The organism is Nocardioides litoris (assembly GCF_006346315.1).
Lineage (GTDB): Bacteria > Actinomycetota > Actinomycetes > Propionibacteriales > Nocardioidaceae > Nocardioides > Nocardioides litoris.
Genome location: NZ_VDMR01000009.1, coordinates 123,800 through 142,122 on the forward strand (window position 1 = coordinate 123,800; position 18,323 = coordinate 142,122).

General features: G+C 74.3%; 18 protein-coding genes. 9 read left to right on the plus strand and 9 right to left on the minus strand.

Annotated features, from left to right (window positions below; genetic code table 11):
- Positions 1-20: 20 nt before the first annotated feature.
- Together FJQ57_RS20300 and FJQ57_RS20305 are read right to left on the minus strand one after the other, a co-directional pair.
- A complete protein-coding gene (locus tag FJQ57_RS20300) occupies positions 21-443 on the minus strand; it encodes a VOC family protein (RefSeq protein ID WP_139983878.1) in 423 nt (140 codons plus the stop codon).
- 55 nt (positions 444-498) lie between these two features.
- Positions 499-1,014 carry a VOC family protein gene (locus FJQ57_RS20305; protein WP_139983880.1) on the minus strand — a complete coding sequence of 172 codons (516 nt, stop codon included), beginning with the start codon at positions 1,012-1,014 and terminating at the stop codon, positions 499-501.
- A 373-nt stretch (positions 1,015-1,387) separates the two neighbouring features.
- Between FJQ57_RS20305 and FJQ57_RS20310 the strand changes: the two genes are divergently transcribed.
- From FJQ57_RS20310 to FJQ57_RS20320, 3 genes are all read left to right on the plus strand, one after another.
- Positions 1,388-3,433 carry an NAD(+) synthase gene (locus FJQ57_RS20310; protein WP_139983882.1) on the plus strand — a complete coding sequence of 682 codons (2,046 nt, stop codon included), beginning with the start codon at positions 1,388-1,390 and terminating at the stop codon, positions 3,431-3,433.
- Between the two features lie 245 nt (positions 3,434-3,678).
- Positions 3,679-4,056 (plus strand): hypothetical protein, encoded by a 378-nt coding sequence (locus tag FJQ57_RS20315; protein WP_139983884.1) that lies wholly within the window; start codon positions 3,679-3,681, stop codon positions 4,054-4,056.
- Between the two features lie 45 nt (positions 4,057-4,101).
- Positions 4,102-4,497 (plus strand): hypothetical protein, encoded by a 396-nt coding sequence (locus FJQ57_RS20320; RefSeq protein ID WP_139983886.1) that lies wholly within the window; start codon positions 4,102-4,104, stop codon positions 4,495-4,497.
- Here the strand turns inward: FJQ57_RS20320 and FJQ57_RS20325 are convergent.
- The gene (locus FJQ57_RS20325) at positions 4,494-5,792 is read right to left on the minus strand and encodes an ATP-binding protein (protein WP_139983888.1); all 1,299 of its coding nucleotides are present in this window, start codon (positions 5,790-5,792) and stop codon (positions 4,494-4,496) included. The genes FJQ57_RS20320 and FJQ57_RS20325 overlap by 4 nt on opposite strands.
- The gene (locus FJQ57_RS20330) at positions 5,792-6,484 is read right to left on the minus strand and encodes a response regulator transcription factor (protein ID WP_139983890.1); all 693 of its coding nucleotides are present in this window, start codon (positions 6,482-6,484) and stop codon (positions 5,792-5,794) included. The genes FJQ57_RS20325 and FJQ57_RS20330 overlap by 1 nt, the downstream gene beginning before the upstream one ends.
- Before the next feature lie 44 nt (positions 6,485-6,528).
- Here FJQ57_RS20330 and FJQ57_RS20335 point away from each other — a divergent pair, with 44 nt between their 5' ends.
- Positions 6,529-6,981, plus strand: a complete 453-nt coding sequence (locus FJQ57_RS20335; protein WP_139983892.1) for a hypothetical protein — start codon at positions 6,529-6,531, stop codon at positions 6,979-6,981.
- A 459-nt stretch (positions 6,982-7,440) separates the two neighbouring features.
- On the opposite strand, the gene FJQ57_RS20340 is transcribed toward FJQ57_RS20335, so the two are convergent.
- Positions 7,441-7,737 (minus strand): hypothetical protein, encoded by a 297-nt coding sequence (locus tag FJQ57_RS20340; protein ID WP_139983894.1) that lies wholly within the window; start codon positions 7,735-7,737, stop codon positions 7,441-7,443.
- A 234-nt stretch (positions 7,738-7,971) separates the two neighbouring features.
- Here FJQ57_RS20340 and FJQ57_RS20345 point away from each other — a divergent pair, with 234 nt between their 5' ends.
- The 4 genes from FJQ57_RS20345 to FJQ57_RS20360 all read left to right on the plus strand — a co-directional run bounded on the left by FJQ57_RS20345 (position 7,972) and on the right by FJQ57_RS20360 (position 13,654).
- Positions 7,972-9,309 (plus strand): glutamine synthetase family protein, encoded by a 1,338-nt coding sequence (locus FJQ57_RS20345; RefSeq protein WP_139983896.1) that lies wholly within the window; start codon positions 7,972-7,974, stop codon positions 9,307-9,309.
- Positions 9,310-9,335: 26 nt separating this feature from the next.
- Positions 9,336-10,055 (plus strand): type 1 glutamine amidotransferase, encoded by a 720-nt coding sequence (locus FJQ57_RS20350; RefSeq protein WP_139983898.1) that lies wholly within the window; start codon positions 9,336-9,338, stop codon positions 10,053-10,055.
- A complete protein-coding gene (locus FJQ57_RS20355) occupies positions 10,052-13,042 on the plus strand; it encodes a bifunctional [glutamine synthetase] adenylyltransferase/[glutamine synthetase]-adenylyl-L-tyrosine phosphorylase (protein ID WP_139983900.1) in 2,991 nt (996 codons plus the stop codon). Before FJQ57_RS20350 ends, FJQ57_RS20355 begins: the two co-directional genes overlap by 4 nt.
- A 237-nt stretch (positions 13,043-13,279) precedes the next feature.
- A complete protein-coding gene (locus FJQ57_RS20360) occupies positions 13,280-13,654 on the plus strand; it encodes a hypothetical protein (protein WP_139983902.1) in 375 nt (124 codons plus the stop codon).
- 42 nt (positions 13,655-13,696) lie between these two features.
- Here the strand turns inward: FJQ57_RS20360 and FJQ57_RS20365 are convergent, their stop codons facing one another.
- The 3 genes from FJQ57_RS20365 to FJQ57_RS20375 form a co-directional block, all read right to left on the minus strand.
- Positions 13,697-14,458, minus strand: coding sequence for a response regulator transcription factor (locus tag FJQ57_RS20365; protein WP_139983904.1), 762 nt, complete (start codon positions 14,456-14,458; stop codon positions 13,697-13,699).
- Positions 14,459-14,515: 57 nt separating this feature from the next.
- A complete protein-coding gene (locus tag FJQ57_RS20370; protein WP_139983906.1) occupies positions 14,516-15,892 on the minus strand; it encodes an LLM class flavin-dependent oxidoreductase in 1,377 nt (458 codons plus the stop codon).
- Positions 15,893-15,954: 62 nt separating this feature from the next.
- Positions 15,955-16,692, minus strand: a complete 738-nt coding sequence (locus FJQ57_RS20375; RefSeq protein WP_139983909.1) for an SDR family oxidoreductase — start codon at positions 16,690-16,692, stop codon at positions 15,955-15,957.
- Positions 16,693-16,825: 133 nt separating this feature from the next.
- Here FJQ57_RS20375 and FJQ57_RS20380 point away from each other — a divergent pair, with 133 nt between their 5' ends.
- Positions 16,826-17,641 (plus strand): LysR family transcriptional regulator, encoded by an 816-nt coding sequence (locus FJQ57_RS20380; RefSeq protein WP_139983911.1) that lies wholly within the window; start codon positions 16,826-16,828, stop codon positions 17,639-17,641.
- Here FJQ57_RS20380 and FJQ57_RS20385 read toward each other — a convergent pair.
- On the minus strand, positions 17,638-18,321 hold the full coding sequence (locus FJQ57_RS20385) for an inositol monophosphatase family protein (RefSeq protein WP_139983913.1): 684 nt from the start codon (positions 18,319-18,321) through the stop codon (positions 17,638-17,640). The two genes, FJQ57_RS20380 and FJQ57_RS20385, sit on opposite strands and share 4 nt — an antisense overlap.
- Between the last annotated feature and the right edge of the window lie 2 nt (positions 18,322-18,323).

Genomic DNA, 18,323 nt, shown 5'->3' on the forward strand with positions numbered 1-18,323 from the left:
GCGCCGTACGGGCTCCGGGGTCAGCCGGCGGCAGGCTCGGCGATGTTGAACATCCAGTTGATGCCGAACTTGTCCTTGACCTGGCCGTAGTGGTCGCCCCACGGCGCCTTCTCCAGCGGCACGTCGACGGTGCCGCCCTCGGCCAGGCCGTCGAACCACGACCGCAGGGTGTCGGCCTCGTCGCCGGACAGCGAGATGTGCAGGTTGCCCTGGTCGTGGGTCATCGAGCTCGGCACGTCGGCGACCATGATCGCGACGGAGTCGTTGACGACGAGGTCGGAGTGCATCAGCAGGTGCTGCTCCTCCTCGGGCATGCCCATCCCGCCGGCGTCGGCGAACGTCATGATGGTGGGCTGGCCGCCGAAGACGGAGGCGTAGAACTCGATCGCGGCGCGGGCGTCGCCGTCCTTGCGCTGCAGGTAGGGGTTCAGGCGGGTGCTCATCGGGTGCTCCTGTGGGTGGTCGGTGGTCGGTGGTCGGTGGTCGATGGGTGGTGGGTCAGGCGTGGGCCGGCGAGGCGGCGTCGGCGGCGGCCTCGAGCTCGGCGACGACGATGCGGGTCATGGCGAGCATGGCGCTGGTGGCGGCCGCCGAGCGGGCCGGGTCGGGGTCCGAGACGAGCTCGGTGAGACGGGTCGGGACGACCTGCCACGAGACCCCGAACCGGTCACGGAGCCACCCGCAGGCCGACTCCTGGCCCCCGTCGGCGAGGGAGTACCAGTAGTAGTCGACCTCGGCCTGGTCGCGGCAGGCGATGGAGAAGCTGATCGCCTCGCTGAACGTGAACGCCGGGCCGCCGTTGATGGCCCGGAACGTCGTGCCGTCGAGCGTGAACTCCCCGGCCATCACCGCGCCGGGCTCGCCGGGGCCGGAGGCCGGGTAGCGAGCCAGGTGCCCGATCGAGGACCGCGGGAAGATCGAGGTGTAGAAGTGCGCGGCCTCCTCCAGGTCGTCGTCGAACCAGAGGCAGGGGCTGATGGTGGTGCCGCTGGCGGCGCCCGTCGGTGTGGTCATGGCGGTCAGACCGCGAGGCGCACGCAATCTCATCGCAGGTCGCGCCACCCTCCGGTCGGTCCCCGTGCGTGGGAGGGGTGAGAGGTGGGGTAGCGGCGCGGACGAGCGGGACCGCGTGGGCGGCCGGGTGCGAGCGCGCCCTGCTGCGGCGTACACCCGCACGGTCAGGTCGAGGGCGAGACGCTGGTCGAGGCCGACCCGGTCGAGGGCACGCCGCGTTAGGTGTCGACGGAGGCCGTCGGCACGCCGACGTCCCTCGCGGTCACGGGCGACCCGGTGGCCGGCACGGTGGGGCGCTGCGCTGACCGACCACGCCGAGCGACCGCCCGCAGGGCGGGCGTCGGCAGCGCCCGGGCCTCCCTAGAGTGACGGCGTGGACTTCTACTCCGCCTACGCCCACGGGTTCGCGCGGGTCGCGGCCTGCACCCTGCCGGTCGCGATCGCCGACCCGGCCACCAACGCCGAGCGGACCCTGGAGCAGGTGCGGGCCTGCCACGACGAGGGCGTGGCGGTCGCGCTGTTCCCCGAGCTCGGCCTGACCGGGTACGCCGTGGACGACCTGTTCCTGCAGGACACCCTGCTCGAGGCCGTCGTGGCCGCGGTCGAGGCGATCGTCGAGGCCAGCGCCGACCTGCGCCCGGTCATCGTGGTCGGCGCCCCCCTCAAGCACGGCAACCGGGTGCTCAACTGCGCCCTGGTCGTGCAGGGCGGGCGGCTGCTCGGCGTCGCCCCGAAGTCCTACCTGCCGACGTACCGGGAGTTCTACGAGCGCCGCTGGTTCGCGCCGGGGGACGACACCGCGGGCCAGGAGGTCGTCGTCGGGCGGCACCTCGCGCCGTTCGGGCCCGACCTGGTGTTCACCGCCGCGGACCTGCCCGACCTGACCTTCCACGTCGAGGTCTGCGAGGACATGTGGGTCCCGGTGCCGCCGAGCGCCGAGGCCGCGCTGGCGGGCGCGCACCTGCTGCTCAACCTCTCCGGCAGCCCCATCACCATCGCCCGCGCCGAGGACCGGCGGCTGCTCATCAAGAGCGCGAGCGCGCGCTGCCAGGCGGCGTACGTGTACGCCGCGGCCGGCCAGGGCGAGTCGACGACCGACCTGTCGTGGGACGGCCAGACGATGGTCTACGAGTGCGGTGACCTGCTGGGCGAGACCGAGCGGTTCCCCGACGGGCCGCGCCGCACCGTGGTCGACGTCGACCTCGACCGGATCCGGCAGGAGCGGATGCGGCAGGGGACCTTTGACGACAACCGAAGGGGCGCGTCGTCCCTGGAGTTCCGCACCGTGCCGTTCGACCTCGACCCGCCGCGCGGTGACATCGGCCTGCGGCGCCCGGTGCGGCGCTTCCCGTTCGTGCCCGACGACCCGGCGCGGCTGGCCCAGGACTGCTACGAGGCCTACAACATCCAGGTCTCCGGGCTCGAGCAGCGGCTGCGCTCGATGTCGTCGTCGACCTGGCAGCCCAAGGTCGTCATCGGCGTCAGCGGCGGCCTCGACTCCACCCACGCGCTCGTCGTCGCGGCCAAGGCGATGGACCGGCTGGGGCGCCCGCGCACCGACATCCTCGGCTTCACCATGCCGGGGTTCGCGACCGGCGAGCAGACCAAGGGCTACGCCACCCGCCTGTGCGAGAGCCTCGGCGTCAGCTTCGAGGTCCTCGACATCACGGCTGCGGCGCGGCAGATGCTCACCGACCTGGGCCACCCGTACGCCGCCGGCGAGGAGGTCTACGACATCACCTTCGAGAACGTCCAGGCCGGCCTGCGCACCGACTACCTCTTCCGGCTCGCCAACCACCGCGGCGGCCTCGTGCTGGGCACCGGTGACCTGTCCGAGCTCGCGCTCGGCTGGTGCACCTACGGCGTCGGCGACCAGATGTCGCACTACAACGTCAACGGCGGCGTCCCCAAGACCCTCGTCCAGCACCTGATCCGCTGGACCATCGAGAGCAACCAGTACGACGCCGAGACCGACGCCGTGCTGCAGGACATCCTCGACCAGGAGATCACCCCCGAGCTCATCCCGGCCACCGCGGGCGCGGAGGTGCAGCGCACCGAGGACTCCACCGGCCCCTACCCGCTGCAGGACTTCACGCTCTACCACGTGCTGCGGCGCGGCTACCGGCCCAGCAAGATCGCCTTCCTGGCCTGGCACGCCTGGCACGACGTCGAGGCGGGGGAGTGGCCGGCGCAGTTCCCCGAGGACCGGCGCGGCGAGTTCGACCTGCCCACGATCAAGCGGTGGCTCGAGGTGTTCGTGCGGCGCTTCTTCTCCCAGCAGTTCAAGCGGTCCGCGCTGCCCAACGGCCCCAAGGTCACCCCCGGCGGCACCATGTCGCCCCGGGGCGACTGGCGGATGCCGTCCGACGCCTCGCCCGCCGCCTGGCTCGCCGAGCTGTCGCGCGTCCCCGACGCCTGAGCCCGGAAACCGCAGCGGGCCGGTCTCGACCTCACGGTGGTCGAGGAGGGACGGAGTCCCGTCTCGAGACCAAGTGACCGCAGCGGTCCGGTCTCGACCTCACGGTGGTCGAGGAGGGACGGAGTCCCGTCTCGAGACCACCCGACCGCAGCCTTAACCCAGCCTTAGCCCACGGCTGGCACGCCCTTAGCCGCTCCCGCGCGAACCTCTCTCTCGTCACCAGCCACAGCACGAGGGAGAGCAGCATGAGGAAGAAGGTCGCCGCAGGGGTCGTCGGGATCCTGGCCGTCGCCGGGGTCGGCGCGGGCACGTGGGTCGCCGTGGCCGACGACGACGGCACCACCGCGCGCGGGGCGTGCGGTGGTGCCGCGTACGAGCTGACGGTGGAGGAGGACGACGGCGGGCTGGAGCTGAGCTACGAGCTCCAGTCCTCGGGCCCCGGCGAGGTGTGGACCGTCGAGGTCACCCAGGGCGACGCCACCGTGCTCGAGGGCGAGCGCACCACCGACGAGGACGGCGAGCTCGACCTCGACGCCCCGGTCGACGAGGGCGGCGCCACCGCCTTCCGGGTCACCGCCACCCCCGAGCAGGGCGAGCCCTGCGTCGCCTCCGCGACCCGCTGAGCCCCACCCACCGAGCCCCACCCACCACCAGAAGAGGACCACGCCATGAAGCGCACCACCGCCACCCTGACCGCCACCACCCTGCTCGCCGCGCCGGCCACCGTCGCCGTACTGGCCCTCGCCGCACCAGCCGCGCACGCCGACGTCGACCGCCTCGGGCGTTGCGGCGGCGGGACCTACGACCTCTCGGCCGACCGCGAGGACGGCCGCTACGAGGTCTCCGTCGACGTCGACGGCGTCAAGCCCGGCAGCCGCTGGAAGATCGTCGTCCGGCACGAGGGCCGCGTCGTCGCCGACGTCGTCCGGCGCGCCGACCGCACCGGCGACGTCGACGACGTCGAGCGCACCGTGCGCGGCACCACGGGCGACGAGCGGTTCTCGTTCAGCGCCAAGCGCGTCGGCACCCGCACCGCGTGCGGGTCCAGCGTGCGCGTCGCCTAGCCGCCGAGCACGACCTCGACCCGCGCGCCGCCGAGGTCGGGAGACCGGCCCAGCTCGAGCCGGCCGCCCGACCCGGCCGCGGTGCGGTCGGCGATGGAGAGCCCGAGCCCGGTCGACCCGCCGCCCGACGTGCCGCGGCCGAGCACGTCCACGCCCTCCGGCAGGCCGGGTCCACCGTCCTCGACGACCAGCGACAGCCCGCCCGGGGCGTCGGCCACCGTCACCCGCACGGCGGCGTCGTCGGGGGTGTGGCTGAACGCGTTGTCGAGCAGCACGTCGACGAGGGCCACCAGGTCGTCGGCCCCGGCGCGCACGACGACCGGCCCGGTCGCGGTGGAGCGCAGCTCCCACGGCCGGCCCTGGTCCTCGGCCAGCGGCTCCCACCACCGCGCCCGCGCGACGAGTGCCTCGACCCCGTCGACGACACCGGTCAGGCCCTCGCGCTCCGAGCGCCGGGCCTCGCGCACCACGGCGTCGACCGTCGCCTGGAGCCGGTCGAGCTCCTCACCGACCCGGGTCCGCTCCTCGGGGTCGGCGAGCGCGTCGACCCGCAGCCGCAGCGCGGTCACCGGCGTGCGCAGCCGGTGCGAGAGGTCGGCCATGCCGGCCCGCTCGCGCTCCAGCAGCACCTCGACGCGGTCGACGAGGCGGTGCAGCGTGACGCCGAGCTCGCGGACCTCCGCGGGACCGTCGGGCGGCGGGGGCTCGCGGCGGCCGTCGACGCCCAGCCGGCCGGCGTACCCCGCCAGTTCGCGGATCGGCGTCACGAACGAGCGACCCAGCCGGTCGGCCAGCACCAGGGCGCCGACGAGCAGCGCCAGCCCGAGGGCGAGCAGGATCAGCCAGCTCCGCACGAGCGGCGCCTCCCAGCCGGGCGCCCGCACGAACACCCGCACCACCGGGGTCTCCGAGGCGGCCGCGGTGCTCTGCCCGAGCGAGACCGGCACCAGGATCACCGACCCGCCGTCGACGTCGTCGACCCGCGCGACTCCCGTGCGGGCCTCGGCGATGCGCACCGACTCGTCGGGGTCGGGCGCCGGGCCGATCGCCGTGCCGTCGGGCAGCACCACCGTCGTCGTGCTGTCACCGCCCTCGTTGACGCCCTCGACGTACAGGTTGATGCGGCCGACGTCGCCGGTGGAGACCACGCTCTCGGTCGTCTGCACCTCGACGGCCGCGCGGGCGAGCCGGTCCTCCAGGACGTAGCTGCGCAGCAGCACCGCCATCGGCACCAGCATCGCGAGCAGGACCATGCTCACCGCCGCGGCGACGGTGAGGATCAGGCTGCGGCGCATCAGCCGGGACCCGGCACGTCGAGACGTACGCCGACCCCCCGCACCGTGTGCAGGAAGCGGGGTGCGGACGCCGACTCGCCCAGCTTGCGGCGCAGCCACGAGAGGTGGACGTCGACGGTCTTGTCGGACCCGCCCCACGGCTGCTGCCACACGTGCACGAGGAGGTCGCGCTTGGTCACGACCTCGCCCGGCCGCTCGGCCAGGTGCCGCAGCAGGTCGAACTCCCGCGGGCTGAGGTCGAGCACCTCGCCCGCCAGCACGGCCTGGCGCGCGGCGACGTCGACGACGAGGTCACCGAGCTCGATCACCGCCCGTCGCGGGCCGCTCCCGGAGCTCGCGCGCCGCATCACGGCCCGGATGCGGGCCTCGAGCTGGGCGGTCGTGTAGGGCTTGACGACGTAGTCGTCGGCGCCGGCGTCGAGGCAGCCCACGAGCGACGGGTCGTCGTCGCGGGCGCTGGCCACGATGACCGGCACGTCGCTGACCGCGCGCAGCATCGAGAGCACCTGCGTGCCGTCGACGTCGGGCAGCCCGAGGTCGAGGATGACGAGGTCCGGCTTGGTGTCGACGGCCATCTGCAGGCCCTGCATGCCGGTCGAGGCCGAGGCGACGGCGTACCCCCGCTCGTCGAGCGAGCGCACCAGCAGCGGGCGGATGCGGGCGTCGTCCTCGATGATCAGCACCTGCGTCACGGCGCCGAACCTACCGGCCTCGCCCCGCCTGGCAGGATCGCCGCGTGGCCCGTCCCTTCCCCCGCGCCCTCGGGTACGTCGTCGCATGGGTCGTCGCGGCCGCGGCGGCCGTCACCGTCGGGCTGGTCGCCGTCACCGGCGTCGGCGCCAGCGTGCGCGACCGTGGCCCGCTGACCGGCGGGGCACAGGCGGTGCGCGACGCGCGGACCGACGGCGAGGGCGACCTGGTGGCCGACCCGGGGGCGGCCGCGGTCGAGGACACCGTCACCGGCGACTACGGCTCCTTCACCGTGACCTGCCAGGGAGCGGTGGCCACCGCGGTGCGGCCCGAGCCCGCGGCCGGGTGGCGGGTCGTGAGCTACGAGGCCGGGCCCGACGACGACGTCGACGCGGTGCTGGCCGCCGGCGCCCGCTCGGTCGAGGTGGAGGTCTTCTGCAACGGGGGCCGGCCCACGGTCTCCGACCTGGAGGAGAAGACCCTCGACGCCGACGACTGAGCCCGCCGCTCGCCGGCGCCGATGACGGTGACCCCGACGACGACCGGGTCAGGGGGTGACGGGTGCCGGCACCGGCGGCTCGCACGTGAGGTGGTGGGGTGCGCAGCCCGGGTCGACCGCCACGAGCCGCTCGGTGGCCTCCACGACGACCCAGGGTCCCTGGCGGTCTGCCGCCGGGTCCGGTGGGGTGCCGCCGGTCACCGCCGCGCTCGGTCGATCGACGCTGTGGAGAGCCCTGTGGGCCCACCGTTCCCAGCAGTCCCGAGCCGCGCCGGCGTGGCCCACCACCGATGTGACGGCGCCGCCCCGGCTCCCGGAACCGGCGGCGACCGGCCCGTGGTCCGCCTCCGCGTCGTCCAGTGAATCCGAGCGGTCGCCAGGACTCGTCAGTCACTCGCCCTCAGTCTGGGTCGGGCGGCGACAGTCCGCGCCCAACTCCCGGCATGGTCGGGCGAATTCCTAGGGCGTTACGTCCGCTGTGGTGCCCTGTCGAGCGGAGTCATCAGGATGGGCTCGCGCCCATGACCGCTTTATTCGGACCATGCAGACCACCCGCTCGTCAGGGTCCTTCCGAAGAATCTCCAAGACGCTCAGCGGCACTGTCTTGTTGTGAGCGACCCACACCCGCATCTCGGGAAACCGGTCAACAACGTCCCGCCAAGTGGCTTCACTCGCCTCTTCACGCGCCGCACGGTTGTAGTCGTCCGGGTCCTCGCTCGTGCGTAGACGAACGAACTCCTCGGCGGTCTCAATCATGAGTCGATGCTGTCAGCGCCGTTGCTGTCGCGCCATAGACGTGCCGCGCGACTCTCGGCACGGTCGGGCGCATCGGCGCTGACGCCCTGGACATCGCTCGTGCTCGGCCACCGTGCTCGCTGAGGCCTCGTCTCAGCGCCACTGCGTGGAGCCTGGCTGGCACCTCCACGGGTCTCGCCCCTTCTGGGTCGGGTGGTTCCCCACGGCCTCTGGCCCGCCCCTAGGCTCACGCCCATGGGCAAGCAAGAGGACTTCGTGCTGCGGGCGCTCGAGGAGCGTGACGTCCGGTTCGTGCGGCTGTGGTTCACCGACGTGCTGGGGTTCTTGAAGTCGGTGGCGGTCGCGCCGGCGGAGCTCGAGGCGGCGTTCGAGGAGGGCATCGGGTTCGACGGGTCGGCCATCGAGGGCTTCGCCCGCGTCTACGAGGCCGACATGCTCGCGCTGCCCGACCCGACGACGTTCCAGATCCTGCCGTGGCGGGCCGAGGGCCCGTCGACGGCGCGGATGTTCTGCGACATCGTGATGCCCGACGGCTCGCCGTCGTACGCCGACCCGCGCTACGTCCTCAAGCGCACCCTGGCCAAGGCGGCCGAGTCGGGGTTCACCTTCTACACCCACCCCGAGATCGAGTTCTACCTGTTCAAGGACTCACCGCAGCCGGGCGCCGACCCGGTGCCGGTCGACCGCAGCGGCTACTTCGACCACACGGCGCAGTCGATGGGGGCCGACTTCCGGCGCGAGGCCATCACCATGCTCGAGGCGATGGGCATCTCGGTGGAGTTCAGCCACCACGAGGCCGGGCCGGGGCAGCAGGAGATCGACCTGCGCTACGCCGACGCGCTCTCGACCGCTGACAACATCATGACCTTCCGCACCGTCATCCGAGAGGTCGCGCTCAGCCAGGGAATCTGGGCCAGCTTCATGCCCAAGCCGTTCACGACCCACCCGGGCTCGGGCATGCACACCCACCTCAGCCTCTTCGAGGGCGACCAGAACGCCTTCTACGAGGCCGGCGCCGAGTACCAGCTGAGCCAGACCGGCCGCCGCTTCATCGCCGGCATCCTGCAGCACGCGCCGGAGATCAGCGTCGTGACCAACCAGTGGGTCAACTCCTACAAGCGGATGATGTTCGGGGGCGAGGCGCCGTCCTACATCTGCTGGGGCCACAACAACCGCTCCGCGATGGTCCGGGTGCCGATGTACAAGCCGCTCAAGGGCGCCTCGACCCGCGTGGAGCTGCGCACCCTCGACCCGGCCTGCAACCCCTACCTCGCCTACGCCGTGGTGCTGGCCGCCGGGCTGAGGGGCATCGAGGAGGGCTACGAGCTGCCGCGCGAGGCCGAGGACGACGTCTGGAGCCTGACCGAGCGCGAGCGCAAGAGCCTCGGCATCGACCCGCTGCCCAAGAACCTCAACGAGGCCATCGCCATCGCGGAGAACAGCGAGCTGCTGGCCGAGACCCTCGGCGAGAGCGTCTTCGACTTCTTCCTGCGCAACAAGCGCGCGGAGTGGGACGCCTACCGCGGCCAGGTCTCGGCCTTCGAGCGCGACCAGATGCTGCCGGTCATCTGAGCCCCCGTGGGCCGGAGGAGGGATCGATGACCGTCCGGGTGCTCACCGTCGAGCACGAGGCCCTGTGCCCGCCGGCCCGGCTCGGCGGGTGGCTGGTCGAGTCCGGCTGCCAGGTCGACGTCGTCCGCCCGTACGCCGGCGACGCGCTCCCGGCCACCCTCCGCCCCGACGGGTACGACGCCCTGCTGGTGCTCGGGGGCACGATGGACGCCTTCGACGACACGGTGCCGTGGCTCGCCGACGTCCGCCGGCTGCTGGTCCACGCCGCCGAGGAGTCCGTGCCGGCCCTGGGCGTGTGCCTCGGCCACCAGCTCGCCGCCCTCGCGCTCGGCGGCCGGGTGGGGCGCAACCCGCTCGGCAAGCGGTCGGGCCTGCGCGCCGTCGGCCACACCGACGCCGGGCGCGCCGACCCGCTGGTCGGCACCGTCACCGCGCCGGCGGTCTTCTCCAACCAGGACGTCGTGCTCGACCCGCCCGCCGCGGCGGTCGACCTGGCCCGCACGCCGGAGGGAGAGCTGCAGGCGGCCCGGTTCGCCCCGACGGTGTGGGGCGTGCAGTGGCACCCGGAGGCCGACGCCGAGGTGTTCGGCGGGTGGGCACGCCACGACACCGACAAGCGGCAGGGCGCCGGCCCGGGAGCGGGTGCCGTGGCCGCCACGGTGGCCGAGGTCGAGGCCGCCGAGCCGGCGCTCGAGCACGACGGCCGCGCGCTGGCGCAGGCCCTGGCCCGGCAGGCGGGCGCATGAGCCGCCCCGGCACCGGCAAGGGCCAGCTGCTCCGGCTCGGGTTCCTCGACACCGACCGCGCCCGCGGCCACCTGACCGCCCTCGAGGACGCTGCCGAGCCCCTCGTGGCGCTCCTGGGCCGCACCGCCGACCCCGACGAGGCGCTGGCCTGCCTGGTGCGGCTCACCGAGGCCGCGGAGGTGGGGGAGGGGCCGGAGGAGAAGGCGGCGCTGCTCTCCGCGCTGGTCGACGACGAGGGCACCGCGATGCGGCTGCTGTGCGTGCTCGGCGCCAGCGACGCCCTGGCCCACCACCTGGTCCGCCACCCCGGCCACTGGCGCGAGCTCACCGACCCCACGCTCGGCTCGACCCGGCCCGCGGCGTACGCCGTGCGGGCGGGGCTGCTCGAGGCCGTCGGCGCCGATCCCGCCGCCGACACCCCGGTCGCGACCCGGCCCGACGCGGAGGCCGTCGACGCGCTGCGGGTCGAGTACCGCCGGGTCCTGCTGCGCCTCGCCGCGCGCGACCTGGCCCACGGCCTCGGGGTCGACGACACCGCCGCCGAGCTGGCCGACCTCGCCGCCGGCACCCTCGACGCCGCGCTCGCCGTCGCCCGCCAGCGGGTCGGCGACGACGCCGCCTCGGTGCGCCTCGCGGTCGTCGCGATGGGCAAGTGCGGCGGCCACGAGCTCAACTACGTCTCCGACGTCGACGTGATCTTCTGCCACGAGCCCGTCGAGGGCGCCGCCGAGGGCACGGCGCTGCGGGCCGCGACCAGGCTGGCCGGCCAGCTCATGCAGGTCTGCTCCGACCACACCGCCGAGGGCACCATCTGGCCCGTCGACGCCAACCTGCGTCCCGAGGGCCGCAACGGGCCGCTCACCCGCACGCTGGCCAGCCACCAGGGCTACTACGAGCGCTGGGCGTCGCCGTGGGAGTTCCAGGCTCTCCTCAAGGCCCGCGCCGTGGCCGGCGACCTCGAGCTGGGCCGCCGGTTCACCGCCCTGGTGGAGCCGATGGTGTGGACCGTCGCCGACCGCGACGGGTTCGTGGCCGAGGTGCAGGCGATGCGCCGCCGCGTGGTCGACCACATCCCGGCCAAGGAGGCCGAGCGGCAGCTCAAGCTCGGCTCCGGCGGGCTGCGCGACGTCGAGTTCGCCGTGCAGCTGCTGCAGCTGGTCCACGGCCGCGCCGACGAGGGCATCCGCGCCTCCACCACGCTGAGCGCGCTCGCCGCCCTCACCGAGCTCGGGTACGTCGGCCGGGAGGACGGCGACGCGCTGCACGAGGCCTACGCCTTCCTGCGCACCCTCGAGCACCGCATCCAGCTGCACCGCCTGCACCGCACGCACGTCGTGCCCGACGACCCGGCCGCGCTGCGCCGCCTCGGGCGCAGCCTGGGCTTCACCAAGGAGCCCGAGGAGACCCTGGCCAAGGTCTGGGAGCACCACCGCCGCGAGGTGCGGCGCCTGCACGAGAAGCTCTTCTACCGGCCCCTGCTCACCGCGGTCGCCCGCGTCCACAGCGGCGAGGTGCGGCTGTCCTCCGAGGCCGCCGGCAAGCGCCTGGCCGCGCTCGGCTACGCCGACCCGCAGGCCGCGCTGCGCAACCTCGAGGCCCTGACCGCCGGCGTCTCCCGGCGGGCCCTGCTGCAGCGCGCGCTGCTGCCGGCGATGCTGGCCTGGTTCGCCGAGGGCGCCGACCCCGACGCCGGCCTGTTCGGCTTCCGCCGGCTCAGCGAGGCCCTCGGCGCCTCGCCGTGGTACCTCGCGACCCTGCGCGACGAGGGCGAGGTCGCCGAGCGGCTGGCCCACCTGCTCTCCACCTCCCGCTACGTCACCGGCCTGCTCGAGCGAGAGCCGCAGGGTGTGCGGATGCTGGCCGACGACCTCGCGCCCCAGACCGCCGAGGCGATGCTGGAGGAGATGCGGGCCACGGCCGGCCGCCAGGACGACGTCGACAAGGCGGTCCGCGCCGCCCGCGCCGTACGCCGGCGCGAGCTGCTGCGGGTCGCCTCGGCCGACGTGCTCGGGCTGGTCGACGTGGCCCAGGTGGGTGCCGCGCTGAGCCGTACCACCGACGCGACCCTCGAGGCGACGCTGGAGGCGGCCGGCCGCTCGGTGCGGGCCCAGCGCGGCCTCGACGAAGCGCCGACCCGGATGGCCGTGGTCGCCATGGGCCGCTACGGCGGGTTCGAGCTGTCCTACGGCAGCGACGCCGACGTGCTGTTCGTGCACGTCCCGGTCGAGGGCGCCGACCCGCAGGCGGCGTCGTCGTACGCCACCGCGGTGGCCAACGAGCTGCGCCGCCAGCTGGCCCTGCCCGGCAGCGACCCGGCCCTCACCGTCGACGCCGACCTGCGCCCCGAGGGCCGCCAAGGTGCGCTCATGCGCACCCTCGACTCCTACGCCGCCTACTACGCGCGCTGGTCGCACGTGTGGGAGGCGCAGGCGCTGCTGCGGGCCGACGCCGTGGTGGGCGACCTGGGCGTGCGGCAGGACTTCCACGCGCTGGTCGACCCGCTGCGCTACCCCGAGGCCGGCCTGTCCGACGACGACGTGCTCGAGGTGCGCCGGATCAAGGCCCGCGTCGACCAGGAGCGGTTGCCCCGGGGGGCCGACCCGGCCACCCACCTCAAGCTCGGGCGCGGGGGACTGGCCGACATCGAGTGGACGGTGCAGCTGCTCCAGATGCGCCACGCCGGTGAGGTCGCCGCGCTGCGCACGCCCCGCACCCTCACCGCGCTCGAGGCGGCCCGCGACGCCGAGCTCCTCGACCCCGCCGACGCCGACCTGCTCGCCCACGCCTGGCGCACCGTCAGCCGCACCCGCAACGCCGTCACCCTGGCCCGGGCCAAGTCGAGCGACGAGCTGCCCCGTGACACCCGCGAGCGGGCGGCCGTGGCCAGCATCCTCGGCTACCCCCCGGGCAGCACCGACGAGATGGTCAACGACCACCTCCGCGTCATGCGACAGGCCCACGGGGTGGTCGATCGCGTCTTCTGGTGACGCCTTTCCCGGGACGAACATCCTGTGGAAGAATCCGTCACGACGGGTCGCGGCCGAACCCCCCAGAGGCCGCGGCCCGTCGTCATGCCCCGACGTCCGCCGCGCCGGCCCCTACCCAGCGCGGACGGGCTCCAGCGGTCGGTCCGGACACCTTGCGGGTTCCTTGAGCCGACGCACGCCCCACCCTGATGCGGGGGGCTCAGGATGGTCGACGTACACCGAGGGGAGGGGTCGCCAGTGACGGTGTTCGACGCAGGGACGCTGCACCGGCTCGCCGACGACGCGGCGGGCCGCGGCTTCGTGCTCGAGCACGCGGCGACGTACCGACGGCTGCTGCCGCGGCGCGTCGCGCGCGTCCTGGCGACCGTCCTCGCCCCCGAGGAGGACACCGACCCGTGGGGCGACTGCCTCGACGCGGTGCTCAGCCTCAAGGTGTCCTCGACGATGACCGGCGCGCACGAGCTCGCCGACCTCGCCTCCGGGGTCGAGGCCGACCTGCGGGTCAGCGACCTGCCCGGGGCCCGGTCGCAGGCGCTGCTGCTGCCCGCGGCCGCCACCCGTGCCGGCGAGGCCATCGACGCCTACCTCGCGCGGGCCCGGCTCAGCGCCTGACGCCGGCCGGCCACGTCCCGGGGGAACGAGGGACCACGACGCTCAGGCGTCGAGCGCCTCCATGCGGTAGCCGACACCGCGCACGGTGCGGATGAAGCCGGCCGTGGTGGGTGCCTCGCCGAGCTTGCGGCGCAGGTTGCCGATGTGGACCTCGACCAGGTGGGTGTCGGTGGCCCAGTCGGTGCCCCAGACCGAGCGCAGCAGCGCCTCGCGGGTCCACACCCGCGCCGGGGTGCGCATCAGCTCGGTCAGCAGGTCGAACTCGGTCCGGGTCAGCGCCAGCTCGTCGCCTCCGCGGAAGGCCCGGCGGCCGTCGACGTCGACCCGCAGCGGACCGTGCTCGAGCACCTCGTGGTCGGGCACGGCGGAGGCGGGGGCCGGGGCGCCGCCGGCCGCGGCGGACCCGGCGGTGTCGTACCCGCGGCGGGGGCGGCGGAACATCGCGTTGACCCGCGCCTTGAGCTCGCGGACGCTGAACGGCTTGGACAGGAAGTCGTCGGCGCCGGTCTCGAGGCCGAGCAGCCGGTCGATCTCGTCGTCGCGGGCGGTGATCATCACGACGTAGGCGTCGGTGAGCTCGCGGATGCGGCGGCAGGTCTCGATGCCGTCGATGCCGGGCAGCCCGAGGTCGAGGGTGACCAGGTCGGGGTCGAAGGTGCGGACCAGCTCGACCCCGTCGAGCCCGCTCTCGGCCGCGCGGACCTCGAAGCCCTGCGTCGTGAGCGTGAACTCGATCAAGGAGCGGATGTCCTCGTCGTCCTCCACCACGACCGCACGCCGTTCCCCATGGGTCGCCTGTGACACGAGGGGCAGTCTGCCAGACCACCCCACCGGGCCACGGCGACCCGCGGGGGTGGTGCGTCAGCGCCCGGCGGGCACTCCGGCGGGGACCTCGGTGGGTACCGGGACCGGGGCGTCCTGGAGGCCGAGGTGCTCGCGCAGCGTGGTGCCGGTGTACCGCTCGCGGAACAGGCCGCGCCGGCGCAGCTCGGGCACCACGAGGTCGACGAAGTCGTTGAAGGTGCCCGGCGACTGGGCGCACGAGAGCATCCAGCCGTCGGCCTCGCCGTTGCGGAAGCCGTCCTCGATCTGGTCGGCCACGTCGCTGGCGGTGCCGACCAGCTGGGGCAGCATCACGCCCTGGGCGTAGAGCTTGCCGACGTCGCGCAGGGTGAGGCTGTCGCGGTCGGAGAGCCGCTTGGCCAGGTTGAACAAGCCCTGGCTGCCCCCCACCTGCACCTGGTCGACGGGCGCGTCGAGGTCGTAGGCGCTGAAGTCGTGGTCGGTGTGCACCGACAGCGTCATCAGCCCGGAGACCGGGTCGGCGAGCTCGTTGTGGAACGCCTGCTTCTCGCGGGCGATCGACTCGGTCTCGGCGACGAAGGGCACGAAGGCCGGGAGGATTTTGACGTGGTCGGGGTTGCGGCCGTGGTCGCTGGCGCGGCTCTTGACGTCGTCGTAGTAGGCGCGGCGGCCCTCGGGCGTCGGGTCGATCTCGAAGACCGCCTCGGCCCAGCGGGCGGCGAAGTCCTTGCCCTTGCCCGAGGAACCGGCCTGGATGAAGACCGGTCGGCCCTGGGGCGAGCGCGGCGTGGGGAGCGGGCCGCGAGTCTTGTAGAACAGGCCGTCGTGGTCGGCCGCGTGCACCTTGGCGGGGTCGGCGAAGGTGCCGGCGGCCTGGTCGAGCACCAGCGCGTCGGCGTCCCAGCTGTCCCAGAGCTTCACCGCCGCCTCGACGAACTCCTGGGCACGGTCGTAGCGCAGGTCGTGGTCGAGGGCCTGCTCGAGCCCGAAGTTGCGGGCCTCCGAGCTGCTGAGCGAGGTGACGATGTTCCACGCGACCCGGCCCTTGCTGAGGTGGTCGAGCGTGCTGAAGATGCGCGCCAGCTCGAAGGGGTGGAAGTACGTCGTGGACTTGGTGATGGCCACGCCGAGGTGCTGGGTGACCGCGGCGATGCTGGACGCGACCAGACTCGGGTCGAGCGTGGCGCTGGCCTGGGTGCCGCGGCGCAGCGCCTCTGCGGGCCCGCCGCCGTAGTTGGTCGGCACCGCCAGCAGGTCGGCGAAGAAGACGAAGTCGAAGGTGCCGCGCTCGAGGATGCGACCGATCCGGTGGTAGTACTCCGGCGTCAGGAAGGCGCCGGGGTCGGACGCCGGGTGCCGCCAGGCGGCGTGGGAGTGGGTGACCTGGCTGGCGATCATGAAGCCGCCCAGGTGGAGCTGGCGCTGCTGGGGCATCGTGGGACCTCGGTGTGTTGACAACAAAGACGATCAACACAGTACAGATTATCCCGACGTGGTCACCACGGGATCTCGCCGGCGTCCTCGACGTACGTCCCGGTCGGGCCGTCGTCGGGCAGGGTGGCCAGCCGCAGGAAGACCGCGGCCCCCTGCTCGGGCGTGCGGTGGCCGCGGTGCCCGTTGAGGTCGGTGGCCACGAAACCGGGGCACCCGGCGTTGACCAGCACGCCGGTGCCGGCCAGCTCCTTGGCGTACTGCACGGTGACGGCGTTGAGGAACGTCTTGGACGGCGAGTACGCCGCCGAGAGCGGCCCGGTGTCGCCGCCGGGGGTCGACTGGCGGGTCAGGGAGCCCACGCCGCTGGAGACGTTGACGACGCGCGGCGACGGCGAGCGCCGCAGCAGGGGGAGCAGGGCGTTGGTCACCCGGATGACGCCGATGACGTTGGTCTCGACGACGGCGCGGACGTTGTCGGGGTCGACCTGCGTCGGGGCCTGCGGCATGGTGCCGGTGATGCCGGCGTTGTTGACGAGCACGTCGAGCCCACCCTCGCGCTCGAGCTGCTCGGCGGCCGCGTCGACGCTGGCCTGGTCGGTGACGTCGAGCGGGACCGCGAAGACGTCGTGCCCCTCGGCCTGCAGGCCGGCGACGGCGTCGGCGAGGCGTTGGGGGTCGCGGGCACCGACGCCGACCCGGAAGCCGAGGCGGGCCAGCCCGGCGGCGACCTCGCGGCCGATGCCCTTGTTGGCGCCCGTGACGAGGGCGGTGGGGGTGGGGTGCTGGGGTGTCGTGGTCATGCCTCGATGGTGTCCGCAGCCGCCGGCCCCGGGCCAACACCGATCCGTTGCGACCTGATACCCGTTCGGCATCGGCATCGGCATCGGCGCAGGTCAGCGGGCTGCGGCTGGGCCAGCGGCGTACCGTGGCGGGGTGGAGACGCGGGAGCTGCGCTACTTCGTGGCGGTCGCCGAGGAGGGGCACGTGGGCCGGGCGGCGCAGCGGCTGGGCATGACCCAGCCGCCGCTCTCGCGGGCCATCGCCCGGCTCGAGCGGCGGCTGGGCGCCGAGCTGCTCGTGCGCACCCCCCGGGGCGTCGAGCCGACCGAGGCGGGCGCCGTGCTGCTCGTCGAGGGCCGTGCGGCCCTGGCCGCCGTCGACGCGGCAGAGCGGCGCACCCGCCGCGCGGCCGGCTCGGGCACCGTGCGGCCCTCGGTCGTGCTCGCGGCCAAGGCCGGGGCCTCGGCCGAGCTGCTGGCCAAGCTCCTCGACGCGCACGCCGCCGAGCCGGACGCCCCCGAGGTCGACCTGCTGCTGTGCGCGCCGGGGGAGCAGGCCGACGCCCTGCGCGACGGCCGGGCCGACGTGGCCCTGCTGCACCTGCCCTTCGACGACACCGGCGGCCTCGACCACGAGGAGGTCGGCCAGGAGGGCCAGGTGCTGGTCGCGCCGTCCGGGCACCCGGTCACCGCCCGCCGGTCGGTCGTGCTGGCCGACCTGGCCGACCTGGGCGTGCCGGTCTGGCCCGGGCCCGACCTCGACGTGCCCGACCCCGCGCGGCTGCTCCAGCTCGTCGGGCTCGGGCGGGCCGTCGCCGTGCTGCCGGAGTCGGTGCGGGGCGGGCTGCCCGGGGGCGTCGCCGCCGTGCCCGTCCTCGACGCCCCCACCGTGACCACGGTGGTGGCCTGGCCGCAGCACAGCCGCTCGGTCGGGGTCGCGGGCCTGGTGCGCGTCGCGACCCGGCTCTAGGACGGCCGCGCGGCGCGGGCGACGAGCACCCGCGGCGGTGCGCCCGGGCGGTAGGCCCGGCCGGTGGGCGAGCCCACCCAGCCCCCGGCCTCGGTGAGCAGCAGCGAGCCGGGCGCGTGGTCCCACGGCTTGGTCTTGGGCCACACCGTCCAGCCGGCCTCGCCCTGCGCGAGCCGCGGGTAGTCGATGCCGCAGCAGGTCGCGGTGCCCCGCAGCCGGCGCGCCCGGCCGGGCCGGACCTGCAGCCGCACGCCGTCGCGCCAGGCCCCGGCGCCGCGCTCGGCGACGTACGCCGTGCGGTGCTGGGGCTGCCAGATCCAGCTGCGCACCACCTCGCCCGAGCGCAGCTCGGCCACCATCGTGGCGTGGTCGGGGGAGCCGGCGACGAACTGCCGGGTGCCGTCGACCGGGTCGACGGTGAAGGCGTGCGGGGCGTCGGCCCAGCCGCGCAGCAGCGAGGGGTCGGCCGAGGCGGCCTCCTCGCCCAGCACCACCGCGGACGGCCAGGCGCGGCGCAGCTCGGCGGCGATCAGCACCTCGGCCTCGCGGTCGGCCACCGTCACCAGGTCGTGGGGCCGGCCCTTGCTCTCCACCTCGCCCTCGGCCAGGGCGCCGAAGCGGGGCTCGACGACCTCGGCCGCCACCCGTCGGAGCAGCGCCAGCACCTCGTCGGTGTCCACGG

What these genes read in the sequence shown, in the direction of transcription:
- FJQ57_RS20315 (WP_139983884.1), top strand. Translation starts at nt 3,679, where the DNA reads ATGAGGAAGAAGGTCGCCGCAGGGGTCGTCGGGATCCTGGCCGTCGCC.
- FJQ57_RS20370 (WP_139983906.1), bottom strand. Translation starts at nt 15,892, where the DNA reads ATGCCCCAGCAGCGCCAGCTCCACCTGGGCGGCTTCATGATCGCCAGC.
- FJQ57_RS20300 (WP_139983878.1), bottom strand. Translation starts at nt 443, where the DNA reads ATGAGCACCCGCCTGAACCCCTACCTGCAGCGCAAGGACGGCGACGCC.
- FJQ57_RS20375 (WP_139983909.1), bottom strand. Translation starts at nt 16,692, where the DNA reads ATGACCACGACACCCCAGCACCCCACCCCCACCGCCCTCGTCACGGGC.
- FJQ57_RS20325 (WP_139983888.1), bottom strand. Translation starts at nt 5,792, where the DNA reads ATGCGCCGCAGCCTGATCCTCACCGTCGCCGCGGCGGTGAGCATGGTC.
- FJQ57_RS20350 (WP_139983898.1), top strand. Translation starts at nt 9,336, where the DNA reads ATGACCGTCCGGGTGCTCACCGTCGAGCACGAGGCCCTGTGCCCGCCG.
- FJQ57_RS20305 (WP_139983880.1), bottom strand. Translation starts at nt 1,014, where the DNA reads ATGACCACACCGACGGGCGCCGCCAGCGGCACCACCATCAGCCCCTGC.
- FJQ57_RS20345 (WP_139983896.1), top strand. Translation starts at nt 7,972, where the DNA reads ATGGGCAAGCAAGAGGACTTCGTGCTGCGGGCGCTCGAGGAGCGTGAC.
- FJQ57_RS20340 (WP_139983894.1), bottom strand. Translation starts at nt 7,737, where the DNA reads ATGATTGAGACCGCCGAGGAGTTCGTTCGTCTACGCACGAGCGAGGAC.
- FJQ57_RS20320 (WP_139983886.1), top strand. Translation starts at nt 4,102, where the DNA reads ATGAAGCGCACCACCGCCACCCTGACCGCCACCACCCTGCTCGCCGCG.
- FJQ57_RS20355 (WP_139983900.1), top strand. Translation starts at nt 10,052, where the DNA reads ATGAGCCGCCCCGGCACCGGCAAGGGCCAGCTGCTCCGGCTCGGGTTC.